Raw genomic sequence first — 13,907 nt, 5'->3', positions numbered from 1 at the left:
CCGCCGGCCCTGGTGGAGTTCAAGGGCGAACGTTAGGTGTCCACTCATGCTGACCATTCTCGGCTTCGCCATGATCGCGACCTTCCTGGTCCTGATCATGCTGAAGAAGATGTCGCCGATCGCGGCGCTGGTGCTGATCCCCGCACTGTTCTGCGTGCTCGTCGGCGAGGCCGCCCACCTCGGTGACTACGTCATCGACGGCGTGGCCGGCCTCGCCCCCACCGCGGCGATGCTCATGTTCGCGATCGTCTACTTCGGCGTCATGATCGACGTCGGCCTCTTCGACCCGGTCGTCCGCGGCATCCTGCGGTTCTGCAAGGCGGACCCGATGCGCATCGTCGTCGGTACCGCGGTGCTCGCCGCCGTGGTCTCCCTGGACGGCGACGGATCCACCACCTTCATGATCACCGTCTCGGCGATGTACCCGCTGTACAAGCGCCTCGGCATGAGCCGGGTGGTGATGACCGGCGTCGCCGCCATGGCCAACGGCGTGATGAACACCCTGCCCTGGGGCGGCCCCACCGCCCGCGCCGCCACCGCGCTGAAGCTCGACGCCGCCGACATCTTCGTGCCGATGATCCCCGCGCTGCTGGTCGGCCTGCTCGGCGTGTTCGTCCTCGCCTGGGCACTCGGCCTGCGCGAGCGCAGGCGGCTCGGCGTGCTGACCCTGGACGAGGCGCCGGTGAAGGAGGACGACGAGGCGAAGGAGGCCGTGCTGGTCGGCGCGGGTGCCGGCGCCGGTGCCTCCGGTGAGGGGACTGCCGGCGGCGAGGCCGCGCAGGCGCCGCCGGCCGGCGGCGCGGGTACCGGGACCGGCAAGGAGACCGGGGCCGGGGACGGATTCCAGGGCATCGACCCGAACCGCGCCACCCTGCGTCCCGGGCTGTACTGGTTCAACGCGCTGCTCACGGTCGTTCTGCTCACCGCCATGATCCTGGAACTGCTGCCGATCCCGGTGCTGTTCCTGCTGGGCGCCGCGCTCGCCCTCTCCGTCAACTTCCCCCACCTCCCCGACCAGAAGGCCCGCATCGCGGCCCACGCCGACAACGTCCTGAACGTCTCCGGCATGGTCTTCGCCGCCGCCGTCTTCACCGGCGTGCTCCAGGGCACCGGCATGGTCGACCACATGGCCCGCTGGATGGTCGGCGTCGTCCCCGAGGCCATGGGCCCGCACATGGCCCTGGTCACCGGAGTGCTGAGCCTGCCGCTCACCTACTTCATGTCCAACGACGGCTTCTACTTCGGGGTCCTGCCGGTCCTCGCCGAGGCCGGCGCCGCCCACGGGGTGTCCCCGCTGGAGATGGCCCGCGCCTCCCTGGTCGGCCAGCCCCTGCACATGTCCAGCCCGCTGGTGCCCGCCGTGTATGTGCTGGTCGGCATGGCCAGGGTGGAGTTCGGCGACCACACGCGGTTCGTGGTCAAGTGGGCCGCCCTGACCTGTCTGCTGATCCTCGGCGCGGGCCTGCTCTTCGGCATCGTCTGACCCCGCCTCGAAGGAGGATCCGATCATGGCGCCCGGTGGGAACCGCGGCTGGCTGCTCCGCCTCGTCATCGCCTTCGGCTTCGCGCAGGGTGCGGTGTCGATGGCCCGGCCGGCCGTCTCCTACCGGGCGCTCGCGCTCGGTGCGGACGAGCGGGCGGTGGGGGTGATCGCCGCGGTGTACGCGCTGCTGCCGCTGTTCGCCGCCGTGCCGCTCGGCCGGCGCACCGACCACGGCCGCTGCGCGCCCCTGCTGCCCCTGGGCGTCGTCCTGATATCGGGTGGCTGCGCGCTCGGCGGCCTGGCCGGCTCCCTGTGGACCATGGCCCTGTGGAGCGGGGTGATGGGCCTCGGGCACCTGTGCTTCGTCATCGGCGCGCAGTCCCTGGTCGCCCGCCAGTCCGCGCCGCACGAACAGGACCGCAGCTTCGGGTACTTCACCATCGGCGCCTCGCTCGGCCAGCTGGCCGGACCGATCGCGGCGGGCGGTCTGATCGGCGGTCCCGACATGGCCGGCACCAGCGCGCTGGCGCTGCTGGCGGCGGGCGCCGGAGCCGCCGTCGCCCTCACCTCGCTGTGGCGCGTCGAGCGTCCCGCGACCGCGACGTCCCGTGCCGCGGACGGCCGGCCGGTCCCGCTGGGGCGCATTCTGCGGGCCAGGGGAGTGCCGGGCGGCATCCTCGTCAGCATGGCCGTGCTGTCGGCGACCGACATCCTCACCGCGTATCTGCCGGTGGTCGGGGAGCACCGCGGCATCGACCCCGCCGTCATCGGCCTGCTGCTCAGCCTGCGCGCGGCGGCCACCATCGCCTGCCGGCTCGTGCTCACCCCGCTGCTGCGGCTGCTCGGCCGGACCCCGCTCCTCACCGTGACCTGCCTGACGGCCGCACTGCTGTGCTCGGGCATCGCCCTGCCGGTCCCGGTGTGGACGCTGGCGCCGATGCTCACGGTGCTCGGCTTCTGCCTGGGCGTCGGCCAGCCGCTGTCCATGACGACGGTCGTCCAGGCCGCCCCCGGCGATGCCCGCTCCACCGCCCTGGCCCTGCGCCTGACCGGCAACCGCCTCAGCCAGGTCGCCGCGCCCGCGGCCGCCGGCCTGATCGCCGGAGCGGCGGGCGTCGCCGCCCCGTTCGTCCTGCAGGGCGCACTGCTGCTGCTCTCCTCCGGTGCCGCCCTGCGTTCACCGGCCACGCCGGGGCACGACGGTGCGCCCCCGGCGGAGGACGGCGACCCCCGGCCGCCGCACGGCGGAGCAGACCGCACACCTCACCGACCCGACCGCGCCGCCGACGCCCCTCGGGCCAAGGACGGCCCGGGGAACGACTGAGAGGACGGCGCGTTCCACCGGGCCGGCTGTCTCGACAGGTTCCACCGGGCCCGCTGTCTCACCAGGCGGACGTGAGCGGTGAGATCTCGTCACGTGTCTTCCCCATTCCGGCCACAATCCGTTAGCTTCCGTGACTCAAACGCCTCGTACGACCCGCGCGAGGCGTCAGAACCGCGGAGCACCAGCGCCCTGATGAGCCCCCGGGGGCACCCTCATGACACGCGCCATCTCCCTGCACGACGTGAGCAAGTCCTACACGCGAGGTGTCCGCGTGGTGGACCACCTCTCCCTCGACATCGCGCCCGGCGAGTTCCTCGTCCTGCTGGGCCCGTCCGGGTGCGGCAAGTCCACCGTGCTGCGGATGATCGCCGGACTGGAGACCATCGACGAGGGCCACCTCTTGCTCGACGGCGAGCTGAGCAACGATCTGCCCCCGTCCGAACGGGACATGGCGATGGTGTTCCAGAACTTCGCCCTCTACCCCCGGATGACCGGCCGGGACAACATCAGCTTCCCGCTGCGCATCGAGGCTCCCGGCGAGGATCCGAGCCCGCGCGTCGATGCCACCGCCCGCATGCTGGGCATCGAGGACATCCTCGACCGCTTCCCCGCCCAGCTCTCCGGCGGCGAACGGCAGCGGGTCGCCATGGGCCGGGCCATCGCCCGCCATCCCTCCGCCTTCCTGATGGACGAGCCGCTGTCCAACCTGGACGCCAAGCTCCGCAACCACCTGCGCGCCGAGATCTCCACACTCACCCGCAAACTGGGCGTCACCACCGTCTACGTCACCCACGACCAGGCCGAGGCGATGTCCCTCGGCGACCGGGTCGCGGTGCTGCGCGGCGGGGTGCTCCAGCAGGTCGGCAGCCCGCGCACGGTGTACGCGCTGCCGAAGAACGTCTTCGTCGCCGCGTTCATCGGCACCCCGCGCATCAATCTGCTGCGCGGCCTGGTCCGCGCCCCGCTCGACGGTGCCATGAGCATCAGCCTCGGCAAGCAGTTCCTGCGGCTGCCCGAACCGCTCTCGCTCGACCACCAGTTGCTGCGGGTCCAGCAGGGCCGCGAGGTCATCGTGGGCCTGCGCTCCGAAGCCGTCCGGATCGCCAAGCCCAGCGCCGCCCGCCCCGGCGAGGTGCCGCTCACCGGACTGGTCGAGCACCTGGAGTTCCAGGGGCACGAGGTCCTCGTCCACTTCAACACCGGCTCCAGCCCCGCCCTCGTCCCGGAACTGGAGGCCCCGCGCCCGCGGCCCGGCCGCACCGACCGGCGCCGCCGCCGCGACGGCACGGTTCTCGGGCGGCTGCGCGAGCGCGCGGTGGCGCTGCGCACGGGAGGCGTGACCACCTTGGAGCGCCCGCCGGAGCCGGAGCCGCTGACCTCCGCGGCCGAGCCGCGCCTGCCCGGCGACCTGATCGTCCGCACCACCCCCGACATCCGGCTGCGGCACGGCATGCAGGTCCCGCTCCTGGTCGACCTCGCCCATCTGTTCGTCTTCGACCAGCACGGTGAGCGCATCTGCCCCAGCCCGTCCCGGCTGCCTGACCTGGAGGAGTGAGAGCCGGAACCGCTCAGGGGCGAGGGCCGATGACGGAAACGGGACCCGGCTCGCCGCCGGTCCCCTCTGGCGCCTGAAAACTAACATCGCTAGTTTATGTGCCGGACGACGACGCCCCCGCCCCGGAGGAAGCGTGATGAAGGCACACGACGGCATGTTCATCGACGGCGCTTGGCGCCCCGCCGCCGGCCCGGATGTGATCGAGGTGGTGAACCCGGCCGACGAGCAGGTGATCGCCACCGTTCCCGCCGGCACCGCCGAGGACGTCGACGCCGCCGTACGGGCCGCCCGCGCCGCCCTCCCGGGCTGGGCCGCCACACCGCCCGCCGAGCGCGCCGCCCGCCTCGCCGCCCTGCGGGACCGGCTCGAGGCCCGCAGGGACGAGATCGCCGGGACGGTCACCGCCGAGCTCGGCGCACCCCTGAAACTCTCCCAGACCGTGCACGCCGGCGTGCCCATCGCGGTCGCCGGCTCCTACGCCGAGCTGGCCGCCGCGTACTCCTTCGAGGAGAAGGCGGGCAACTCCACGATCCTGCACGAACCGGTCGGTGTGGTCGGCGCGATCACTCCGTGGAACTACCCCCTCCACCAGATCGTCGCCAAGGTCGCCCCCGCCCTGGCCGCCGGCTGCACCGTGGTCGTCAAGCCGGCCGAGGACACCCCGCTGGTGGCACGCCTCTTCGCCGAGACCGTGCAGGAGGCCGGGATCCCGGCGGGCGTGGTCAACCTGGTCACCGGGCTCGGCCCGGTCGCGGGCCAGGCCCTGGCCGAACACCCCGGCGTCGACCTGCTCTCCTTCACCGGCTCCACGGCCGTCGGCCGCCGCATCGGCGCCATCGCCACCGGCATGGTCAAGAAGGTGGCCCTGGAACTCGGCGGCAAGTCCGCCAACGTCATCCTGCCGAGCGCCGACCTGGCGCGTGCCGTCAACGTCGGCGTCGCCAACGTGATGTCCAACTCCGGCCAGACGTGCAGCGCCTGGACCCGCATGCTGGTCCACCGCGACCAGTACGACGAGGCCGTCGAGCTGGCCGCGGCCGCCGCCGCCAAGTACGGCGACCGCATCGGCCCGCTGGTCAACGCCACCCAGCAGCAGCGCGTCCGCGGCTACATCGAGAAGGGCGTCGCCGAGGGCGCCCGGCTGGTCGCCGGCGGCCCCGAGTCCCCGCGCGAGAAGGGCTACTACGTCAGCCCCACCGTCTTCGCCGACGTCACCCCCGAGATGGCCATCGCCCAGGAGGAGATCTTCGGCCCCGTCCTGTCCGTCCTGCGCTACGACGACGAGGAGGAGGCGCTGCGCATCGCCAACGGCACCGTCTACGGCCTCGCCGGCGCCGTGTGGGCCGGGAGCGAGGAGGAGGCGGTGGCCTTCGCCCGCCGTATGGAGACCGGCCAGGTCGACATCAACGGCGGCCGTTTCAACCCCCTCGCCCCGTTCGGCGGCTACAAGCAGTCGGGCGTCGGCCGTGAACTCGGCGTGCACGGCCTGACCGAGTACCTCCAGACCAAGTCCCTCCAGTTCTGAACGGTCCCTCCGCACACTCCGCTTCCCTCCCGTCCTCACGTCCCTCCACTCCTCAGGGGAGTCACTTCCGCCATGGCTGTCCGTGCCGCCGTCCTGCCCGCCGTCGACGCCCCACTGGAGATCACCGGCATCGAGCTGCCCGAGCCCGGCCCCGGCCGGGTCCGCGTCCGGCTCGCCGCCGCCGGGGTCTGCCACTCCGACCTGTCCCTGTCCAACGGCACCATGCGCCTTCCGGTCCCGGCCGTCCTCGGCCACGAGGGCGCCGGCACCGTCGTCTCCGTCGGCGAGGGCGTCACCCAGGTCGCACCCGGTGACGGCGTCGTCCTCAACTGGGCGCCCTCCTGCGGTTCCTGCCCCGCCTGCGCACGCGGCGAGGTGTGGCTGTGCGCCGACGCCCTCAGCGGCGCCGCCGCGGTGCACGCCCGCCGCGCCGACGACGGCGGAGAACTGCACCCCGGTCTGAACGTCGCCGCGTTCGCCGAGGAGACGGTGGTGCCCGCCTCCTGCGTGCTGCCCGCCCCCGAGGGCGTGCCGCTCGCCGACGCCGCCCTGCTCGGCTGCGCGGTGCTCACCGGCTACGGCGCCGTCCACCACTCGGCCAGGGTGCGGCCCGGAGAGACGGTCGCCGTGTTCGGCGTCGGGGGAGTGGGGCTCGCCGCCCTCCAGGCGGCGCGCATCGCGGGGGCGGCCAGGATCGTCGCGGTGGACGTCTCCCCGGCCAAGGAGGAACTGGCCCGCGCGGCCGGCGCCACCGACTACCTCATCGCCTCCGACACCACACCCCGCGAGATCCGCGCCCTCACCGGCAAGCAGGGCGTCGACGTGGCCGTCGAGTGCGCCGGGCGCGGGGCCACCATCCGCGCCGCCTGGGAGTCCACGCGTCGCGGCGGCCGCACCACGGTCGTCGGCATCGGCGGCAAGGACCAGCAGGTCACCTTCAACGCTCTGGAGATCTTCCACTGGGGCCGCACCCTGGCCGGCTGCGTCTACGGCAACTCCGACCCGGCCCGCGACCTGCCCGTCCTCGGCGAGCACATCCGCGCCGGCCGCCTCGACCTCGGCGCCCTGGTGACCGAGCGCATCGCCCTGGACGGCATCCCGGCCGCCTTCGAGAACATGCTCGCGGGCAAGGGAGGCCGCGCCCTGGTGGTCTTCTGACGGCCCCCGCCTGCCACCCCGGCCCGCACCCTTCCGGGCCGGGGCCTTCGGCGTGCCCACGGACCGGAGCGGGCCGCCGCGCCCTGGCCGAACCGGTCCCGCACAACCCGTTGACGTCCATACCGTCCGGTCAGTACGTTCCCCGGAACCCGGGCCACCGTTTCGCTGTTCCGTCCCCCCACCCTCGAAGCGAGCACGTATGGACACCGCAGACACCGCCCCCTCCGCCCAGCCGATCACCCCCACCACCCCCGCGGCCCCCAACCGCCGCCGGGTCGCCACCGCGGCGGCGCTCGCCTCGGCCGTCGAGTGGTACGACTACTTCGTCTTCGGCATCGCCGCCGCCCTCGTCCTCGGCGACCTGTACTTCCCGGCCGGCAGCTCCGCCGCCGGTGTCCTGGCCGCCTTCGCCACCTTCGCCGTCGGCTTCCTCGCCCGCCCGCTCGGCGGCATCGTCGCCGGACAGCTCGGCGACAAGCGGGGACGCAAGCCGATGCTGGTCCTCGCCCTCACCCTGATGGGCCTCGCCACCACCGGCATCGGTCTGCTCCCGACCTACCAGACGATCGGCGTGGCCGCTCCGGTCCTGCTGGTCCTGCTGCGCGTCGCCCAGGGCGTCGCGGTCGGCGCCCAGTGGGGCGGAGCGATGCTGCTCGCCACCGAGTACGCCCCCGAGGGCAAGCGCGGCCTCTACGGCAGCGTCGTCCAGCTCGGCGTGCCCATCGGCGTGGTGACGGCCAACACCGTCTTCCTGATCGCCGGCGCCCTCACCAGCGACTCCGCGTTCACCGCCTGGGGCTGGCGGGTGCCGTTCCTGGTCGGCCTGTTCGTCCTCGCCCTCGCCTGGTACATCCACACCCGCGTCGAGGAGACCCCCGAGTTCCGGGAGGCCGAACGGGCCCTGGCCGAGAAGGAGAAGGACGAGCAGGCCTCGCCCCTGCGCACCGTGCTGCGCGAACACCTGAGCACGGTCCTGCTGGCCGGCGGCTCCTTCGCCGTCAACACCGCGACCTTCTACATCCTGATCACCGGGATCCTCGACTACACCACCCGCGAACTCGGCATGGACAAGGGCCCGGTGCTCGCCGTCTCCCTCTGCGTCAGCCTCACCCAGCTGGTCCTGATCCCGGTCTCCGCGGCGCTCTCCGACCGCCTCGGCCGCATCCGCGTCTACGCCCTGGGCGCCGCCGGCATCGCCCTGTGGGCCGTCCCCCTGTTCCTGCTCGTCGACACGGCCTCCTTGCTCTGGCTCGCGGTCGGAACCTTCGTCGCCAGCTGTTTCCTGAGCATCATGTACGGCCCCCAGGCGGCCCTGTTCGCCGAGCTGTTCACCCCCGAGATGCGCTACACGGGAGCGTCCCTCGGCTACCAGACGGCGGCGGTCGCCGGCGGCGGCCTGGCCCCCTTCGTCATGGTCCTCCTCCTGGAGGCCACGCACACATCCATGTCGGTCTCGGCCTACATCATCGCCCTGGCGGTGGTGGCCCTCATCAGCATCAAGATCCTGGCGGACCGGGCCCGTTCACGCTGAACCGGACGCCGGGTGCGGGGCGGACGGAACGGAGGGACGGACGGAACGGACGGAGGGGTACCGGCTGCAACTCCCGCACGCGCGGAGGGGCCCGGAACCCCGACGGCCGCAACTCCCGCAGCAGCACGGCGGGCTGCGCGCCCGGCCACCCGCGCCCGCACCCGGCAATGCCCCGTACCCGCCCCCCTGATCCGCCGCGCCCCTCACCTCGTCCGGAACTCATCCGCCTCGATACCCAGCACCTCCCCCAGCACCCGCTCCCCGACGGCAGTGAGCTTCACCGCCCGCCCCGACCCGATCCGCACACACCACCCCTCCGCGAACGCATGCCGGCACAACGCGGCCCCCGCCGCACCCGCCAGGTGCGGCCGCCGCTCGGTCCAGTCCAGACAGGCTCGGGCAAGCGGCCTGCGCCCGCCCCGCGCCAGCTCAATCCCCACCCGCCCGAACCACTCGACCCCCGCGTCCGTCAGGGCGAACCCGGTGTCCTGCCGCAGCAGCCCCCGGCGGGTCATCGCATCGGTCACCGCGGTCCCCAGGCGCCCCGCGAGATGGTCGTAGCAGGTGCGCCCCCGCGCCATCGCCGACCCGGCAGACACCTCCCGCAGCCCCCGGGGCGCCCGCCGCGCCTCCGCGGGCACCTGCGCCGCCAGATCCTCCACCAGCTGCGCGACCCGCGCGTCGGCCAGCCGCACATACCGGTGCCGCCCCTGCCGTTCCTCCGCCAGCAGCCCGCCCGCGACCAGCTTCCCCAGATGCTCGCTCACCGTGGACGCCGCCACCCCCGCGTACCGCGCCAGCTCACCCGCCGTCCAGGCCCGCCCGTCCAGCAGCGCCAGCAGGCACGCGGCCCGCGTCTCGTCGGCGAACAGCCCGGCCAGCCGCGCGAGGCCGGCCGCCTGAGGATCCCTCGAGCTCATGCCTCCCAGCATGCGGCAGCCGCACTTCGGCGCCCACCGAAAGGCGCACGCACCGATTCCCGCTCGCCCGCCGGCCTACGCGTCGTGCCGAATCTGCTCGTACTGCCGCGCCAGCCCGTCCAGCAGCGCCGTCAGCCCTGTCTCGAACGCCCGCTCATCGATCTTCTCCTGCTTCTCCGCGAGCAGATGCGCCTGCTGCAGATGCGGATAGTCGGCCGGGTCGTAGGCGCTCGCGTCGTCCGGGAAGCCGCCGGCGAAGGACCCCAGCGCGGAGCCCATGATGAAGTACCGCATCAGCGCCCCGATGGAGGTCGCCTGGGCCGGCGGCCACCCCGCCTCCACCATCGCCCCGTACACCGCGTCGGCGAGCCGCAGCGCGGCCGGACGCCGGCCGGGACCCCGGGCGAGCACCGGAACGATGTTGGGGTGGTCGCGCAGCGCGGCCCGGTAGGAGACGGCCCAGTCGTGCAGCGCCGTCCGCCAGTCCCGCCCGTCCTCGAACATCGACAGATCGACCTGCGCGCTCACCGAGTCGGCGACCGCCTCGAGGATCTCGTCCTTGGTGCGGAAGTGGTTGTAGAGCGAGGGTCCGCTGACCCCCAGTTCCGCGGCGAGCCGGCGCGTGGAGACGGCCGCGAGGCCCTCTGCGTCCACGAGCGCACGGGCCGTCTCGACGATCCGGTCGGTGCTGAGGAGGGGCTTGCGCGGTCGGGCCATGGCGCACATAGTAGGGCTGCACCTAAAAACTAGCAGTGATAATTTAAGGATTGCACGTTCAACTTCTTCTCTGGAGTGAGTGACCCTCATGAACCTGGAGCTCAGCGAGGAGCAGAGCGCCGTCCGCCGGCTCGCCCGGGACTTCGTCGAGCGCGAGGTCGTGCCGTACGCCACCGAGTGGGACCGGGCCGAGGAAGTCGACCGCGGCATCGTCAAGAAGCTCGGTGAGCTCGGGTTCCTCGGTCTGACCGTCGACGAGGAGTACGGCGGCTCCGGGGGCGACCACCTGGCGTACTGCCTGGTCACCGAGGAGCTGGGCCGGGGCGACTCCTCCGTGCGCGGCATCGTCTCGGTCTCCCTGGGCCTGGTCGCCAAGACCATCGCCGCCTGGGGGAGCGAGGAGCAGAAGCGGCAGTGGCTGCCGGGTCTCACCTCCGGCGAGTACGTCGGCTGCTTCGGCCTCACCGAGCCCGGCACCGGCTCGGACGCCGGCAGCCTCACTACCCGCGCGGTGCGCGACGGCGACGACTACGTCGTCAACGGCAGCAAGATGTTCATCACCAACGGCACCTGGGCCGACGTCGTGCTGCTCTTCGCCCGCTCCACCGACGCACCCGGCCACAAGGGGATCTCCGCCTTCCTGGTCCCCGCCGACGCCCCCGGCCTGACCCGCCGCACCGTCCACGGCAAGCTCGGCCTGCGTGGCCAGGCCACCGCGGAGCTGGTGTTCGAGGACGTCCGGGTGCCCGCCTCCGCGATGCTCGGCCCCGAGGGCAAGGGCTTCTCGGTGGCGATGTCCGCCCTGGCCAAGGGGCGGATGTCGGTCGCGGCCGGCTGCGTCGGCATAGCCCAGGCCGCCCTGGACGCGGCCGTGCGCCACGCGGGCGAGCGCGAGCAGTTCGGCCGGACCATCGCCCACCACCAGCTGGTGCAGGAGCTGATCAGCGACATCGCCGTCGACGTGGACGCCGCCCGGCTGCTGACCTGGCGGGTCGCCGACCTGATCGACCGCGGCCGGCCCTTCGCGGTGGAGTCCTCCAAGGCCAAGCTGTTCGCCTCGGAGGCCGCGGTGCGCGCCGCGAACAACGCCCTGCAGGTGTTCGGCGGTTACGGCTACATCGACGAGTACCCGGCGGGGAAACTGCTGCGCGACGCCCGGGTGATGACCCTCTACGAGGGCACCAGCCAGATCCAGAAGCTGGTCATCGGCCGCGCCCTGACCGGAGTCTCGGCCTTCTGAGGCGGACCGGGACCCGCTCGCCCGCCGAGGCGCGTGCCTCAGTCGCTGAGTACGGCGCCTGAGTATCCGAACGGATGTGGCGCGGGCCACGTCGGCCGATGCTGTTCCGCATGAGTGACACACCGGTCAAGCAGCAGAGCACGGCCGCCTTCTACGGTCAGGCCGTCGCCTCCTTCGCCGTTGCCCTCGCCGCCACGGCGATCGGTATCTTCAATCTCCAGACGGATTCCTGGGTGCGGGCGTTCCTGGGCATCGCGGTCCTGTACCTGGTCACCTCGGCCTTCACCCTGGCCAAGGTCATCCGTGACCGCCAGGAGGCCGGGCAGCTCGTCAACCGGGTCGACCAGGCCCGGCTGGAGAAGCTGCTCGCCGAGCACGACCCGCTGCAGAAGCTCTGAGTCCGCGGAGGCTTCCGGATCACGGCAGCTTGGCGTCACGGGGGTTTCCGGATCACGGAGGCTCCGGGCTCACGGATCCCGTTTGATCACGGAAGCCCCGAGGTCGCTAAGCGCTCGCTCACCCTTGCCGGTATGGTGTTGTCCCTGCCAGCGAATGGGGTGAGTGATGAGTACGGCGGAGGAAACGGCCGGTGGCGAGGTGCAGCCGTGGGCCGAGGTCACGCCCGACGCGGCCCGACGGCTGCTGCTCGCCGCCGTGGAGGCGTTCGCGGAACGGGGCTACCACGCCACCACGACCCGGGACATCGCGGGCCGCGCGGGGATGAGCCCGGCAGCGCTCTACATCCACTACAAGACCAAGGAAGAGCTGCTGCACCGCATCAGCAGGATCGGGCACGAGAAGGCCCTGCACATCCTGCGTACCGCGGCCCGCGGCGAGGGCAGCCCGACCGAGCGGCTCGCCGACGCGGTGAGCTCCTTCGTGCGCTGGCACGCGGGCGGGCGCACCACGGCGCGGGTCGTGCAGTACGAGCTCGACTCGCTCGGTCCCGAGGCGCGCGCCGAGATCGTCGGCCTGCGCAAGCAGGTCAACGCCGAGGTGCGCGGCATCATCGAGGACGGCGTGCGCACGGGTGAGTTCGACGTGCCCGACGTCCACGGGACCACGCTCGCGGTGCTGTCGCTCTGCATCGACGTGGCCCGCTGGTTCAACGTGAACGGGCCGCGCACCCCGGAGGAGATCGGCGACCTCTACGCCGGCCTGGTGCTGCGCATGGTCGGGGCCAAGGACGCCGGCTCCCGGTCGTGAGTCACGGGCAGTCGCCTCACAGGTAGTAGCGGGCCACCGACTCGGCCACGCACACCGGCTTGTCGCCGCCCTCGCGCTCCACCGTGAAGGCGGTGGTCACCTGCACGCCACCCGGCACCTCGTCCACGGCGGTGATCACCGCCGTGGCGCGCAGCCGGGAGCCGACCGGCACGGGGGCGGGGAAGCGCACCTTGTTGGTGCCGTAGTTGACGCCCATCTTCACGCCCTCCACGGAGATCAGCTGCGGCCCGAACAGGGGCAGCAGGGACAGCGTCAGATAGCCGTGGGCGATCGTCGTGCCGAAGGGGCCCGCGGCGGCCTTCTCCGGGTCGACGTGGATCCACTGGTGATCGCCGGTGGCCTCGGCGAACAGGTCGATCCGCTTCTGGTCGATCTCCAGCCAGTCGGTGTGGCCCAGCTGTTCGCCCACCGCCGCCTTCAGCTCGTCGACGGACGTGAAGATCCTCGGCTCTGCCATGTCCCGGCCTCTCTCTGCGCGCGTACCTCGGGCTGTTGTCTAAGCGACTGCTTAGCATGGTGGGTGCGCGCGCCCCCTGTCAACGGAGCCGGACCCCTCTCGCAGTAGGTAGGCTTCGAGGGGTGCCCAAGATTCCCGAGAAGATCCACGAGCTCACGGTCGGTCAGCTCTCCGCGCGCAGCGGCGCCGCCGTCTCCGCCCTGCACTTCTACGAGGCCAAGGGCCTGATCAAGAGCCGCCGCACCTCCGGCAACCAGCGCCGCTACAGCCGCGACACACTGCGCCGGGTCGCCTTCATCCGCGCCGCCCAGCGGGTCGGCATCCCGCTCGCCACCATCCGCGACGCGCTCGCCGAGCTGCCCGAGGAGCGCACCCCCACGCGGGACGACTGGGCCCGCCTCTCCCAGGCGTGGCGCTCCGAACTGGACGAGCGCATCACCCAGCTCAACCGCCTCCGCGACCACCTCACCGACTGCATCGGCTGCGGCTGCCTCTCCCTGGACACCTGCGTCCTCTCCAACCCCGACGACGCCTTCGGCGAGCGCCTGACCGGCTCCCGCCTCCTCCCCGAACGCAAGCAGCCCACCCGCTGACGCATGCCGCCTGGCTGCGGCCGGGGCTCGGCAGCCACGACCGCGGGCGTTCGTGCCGCCTGGGGCGATGGGGGCCGGCGAGGCGGGCCGGGAGCGGCGGAGGGCGGGCGCAGCGGCACCCCGCCGGCGCGGGCGCAGCGGCACCCCGCCCCTGGCCGGCACCCACGCCGGGCGCCC

Annotated in this window: 13 protein-coding genes; 10 read left to right on the top strand and 3 right to left on the bottom strand. The window is 72.7% G+C overall.

Annotated elements, in window-relative coordinates:
* Window positions 1-46 precede the first annotated feature (46 nt).
* From HCJ93_RS21170 to HCJ93_RS21145, 6 genes are all read left to right on the top strand, one after another.
* A complete protein-coding gene (locus tag HCJ93_RS21170) occupies window positions 47-1,483 on the top strand; it encodes a CitMHS family transporter (RefSeq protein WP_167997350.1) in 1,437 nt (478 codons plus the stop codon).
* 25 nt (window positions 1,484-1,508) lie between these two features.
* Window positions 1,509-2,807, top strand: coding sequence for an MFS transporter (locus tag HCJ93_RS21165; RefSeq protein WP_167997349.1), 1,299 nt, complete (start codon window positions 1,509-1,511; stop codon window positions 2,805-2,807).
* 214 nt (window positions 2,808-3,021) lie between these two features.
* Window positions 3,022-4,362, top strand: coding sequence for an ABC transporter ATP-binding protein (locus tag HCJ93_RS21160; protein ID WP_167997348.1), 1,341 nt, complete (start codon window positions 3,022-3,024; stop codon window positions 4,360-4,362).
* A gap of 136 nt (window positions 4,363-4,498) precedes the next feature.
* Window positions 4,499-5,887: an aldehyde dehydrogenase family protein gene (locus HCJ93_RS21155; RefSeq protein ID WP_167997347.1), complete on the top strand. Its 1,389-nt coding sequence runs from the start codon at window positions 4,499-4,501 to the stop codon at window positions 5,885-5,887.
* A gap of 72 nt (window positions 5,888-5,959) precedes the next feature.
* Window positions 5,960-7,045, top strand: a complete 1,086-nt coding sequence (locus HCJ93_RS21150) for a zinc-binding dehydrogenase (protein WP_167997346.1) — start codon at window positions 5,960-5,962, stop codon at window positions 7,043-7,045.
* Window positions 7,046-7,244: 199 nt separating this feature from the next.
* Window positions 7,245-8,576, top strand: a complete 1,332-nt coding sequence (locus HCJ93_RS21145; protein ID WP_167997345.1) for an MFS transporter — start codon at window positions 7,245-7,247, stop codon at window positions 8,574-8,576.
* A gap of 203 nt (window positions 8,577-8,779) precedes the next feature.
* Here HCJ93_RS21145 and HCJ93_RS21140 read toward each other — a convergent pair whose 3' ends face one another.
* Both HCJ93_RS21140 and HCJ93_RS21135 read right to left on the bottom strand, forming a co-directional pair.
* Complete coding sequence (locus tag HCJ93_RS21140; protein ID WP_373563597.1) at window positions 8,780-9,508, bottom strand: ArsR/SmtB family transcription factor; 729 nt, start codon at window positions 9,506-9,508, stop codon at window positions 8,780-8,782.
* A 63-nt stretch (window positions 9,509-9,571) separates the two neighbouring features.
* On the bottom strand, window positions 9,572-10,222 hold the full coding sequence (locus tag HCJ93_RS21135) for a TetR/AcrR family transcriptional regulator (RefSeq protein WP_206317744.1): 651 nt from the start codon (window positions 10,220-10,222) through the stop codon (window positions 9,572-9,574).
* 79 nt (window positions 10,223-10,301) lie between these two features.
* Between HCJ93_RS21135 and HCJ93_RS21130 the strand changes: the two genes are divergently transcribed.
* The 3 genes from HCJ93_RS21130 (at window position 10,302) to HCJ93_RS21120 (ending at window position 12,659) form a co-directional block, all read left to right on the top strand.
* Entirely contained in the window at window positions 10,302-11,453 is a 1,152-nt protein-coding gene (locus HCJ93_RS21130; protein WP_167997342.1) for an acyl-CoA dehydrogenase family protein, read from the top strand.
* Window positions 11,454-11,563: 110 nt separating this feature from the next.
* Complete coding sequence (locus tag HCJ93_RS21125; protein ID WP_167997341.1) at window positions 11,564-11,851, top strand: YiaA/YiaB family inner membrane protein; 288 nt, start codon at window positions 11,564-11,566, stop codon at window positions 11,849-11,851.
* 166 nt (window positions 11,852-12,017) lie between these two features.
* Window positions 12,018-12,659 (top strand): TetR/AcrR family transcriptional regulator, encoded by a 642-nt coding sequence (locus tag HCJ93_RS21120; RefSeq protein WP_167997340.1) that lies wholly within the window; start codon window positions 12,018-12,020, stop codon window positions 12,657-12,659.
* Window positions 12,660-12,675: 16 nt separating this feature from the next.
* On the opposite strand, the gene HCJ93_RS21115 is transcribed toward HCJ93_RS21120, so the two are convergent.
* Window positions 12,676-13,137, bottom strand: a complete 462-nt coding sequence (locus tag HCJ93_RS21115) for a MaoC family dehydratase (RefSeq protein WP_167997339.1) — start codon at window positions 13,135-13,137, stop codon at window positions 12,676-12,678.
* A 122-nt stretch (window positions 13,138-13,259) separates the two neighbouring features.
* Between HCJ93_RS21115 and soxR the strand changes: the two genes are divergently transcribed.
* Window positions 13,260-13,730: a redox-sensitive transcriptional activator SoxR gene (soxR, locus tag HCJ93_RS21110; protein ID WP_167997338.1), complete on the top strand. Its 471-nt coding sequence runs from the start codon at window positions 13,260-13,262 to the stop codon at window positions 13,728-13,730.
* The last annotated feature ends 177 nt before the right edge of the window (window positions 13,731-13,907 follow it).

The organism is Streptomyces composti (assembly GCF_012034205.1).
GTDB lineage: Bacteria > Actinomycetota > Actinomycetes > Streptomycetales > Streptomycetaceae > Streptomyces > Streptomyces composti.
Note: the sequence above shows the minus strand (reverse complement) of the source record. Positions and strands in the feature narration are given on the sequence as shown.

Coding starts and splice junctions, on each gene's coding strand:
- HCJ93_RS21170 (WP_167997350.1), top strand. CDS start 47: ATGCTGACCATTCTCGGCTTCGCCATGATCGCGACCTTCCTGGTCCTG.
- HCJ93_RS21165 (WP_167997349.1), top strand. CDS start 1,509: ATGGCGCCCGGTGGGAACCGCGGCTGGCTGCTCCGCCTCGTCATCGCC.
- HCJ93_RS21160 (WP_167997348.1), top strand. CDS start 3,022: ATGACACGCGCCATCTCCCTGCACGACGTGAGCAAGTCCTACACGCGA.
- HCJ93_RS21155 (WP_167997347.1), top strand. CDS start 4,499: ATGAAGGCACACGACGGCATGTTCATCGACGGCGCTTGGCGCCCCGCC.
- HCJ93_RS21150 (WP_167997346.1), top strand. CDS start 5,960: ATGGCTGTCCGTGCCGCCGTCCTGCCCGCCGTCGACGCCCCACTGGAG.
- HCJ93_RS21145 (WP_167997345.1), top strand. CDS start 7,245: ATGGACACCGCAGACACCGCCCCCTCCGCCCAGCCGATCACCCCCACC.
- HCJ93_RS21140 (WP_373563597.1), bottom strand. CDS start 9,508: ATGCTGGGAGGCATGAGCTCGAGGGATCCTCAGGCGGCCGGCCTCGCG.
- HCJ93_RS21135 (WP_206317744.1), bottom strand. CDS start 10,222: ATGTGCGCCATGGCCCGACCGCGCAAGCCCCTCCTCAGCACCGACCGG.
- HCJ93_RS21130 (WP_167997342.1), top strand. CDS start 10,302: ATGAACCTGGAGCTCAGCGAGGAGCAGAGCGCCGTCCGCCGGCTCGCC.
- HCJ93_RS21125 (WP_167997341.1), top strand. CDS start 11,564: ATGAGTGACACACCGGTCAAGCAGCAGAGCACGGCCGCCTTCTACGGT.
- HCJ93_RS21120 (WP_167997340.1), top strand. CDS start 12,018: ATGAGTACGGCGGAGGAAACGGCCGGTGGCGAGGTGCAGCCGTGGGCC.
- HCJ93_RS21115 (WP_167997339.1), bottom strand. CDS start 13,137: ATGGCAGAGCCGAGGATCTTCACGTCCGTCGACGAGCTGAAGGCGGCG.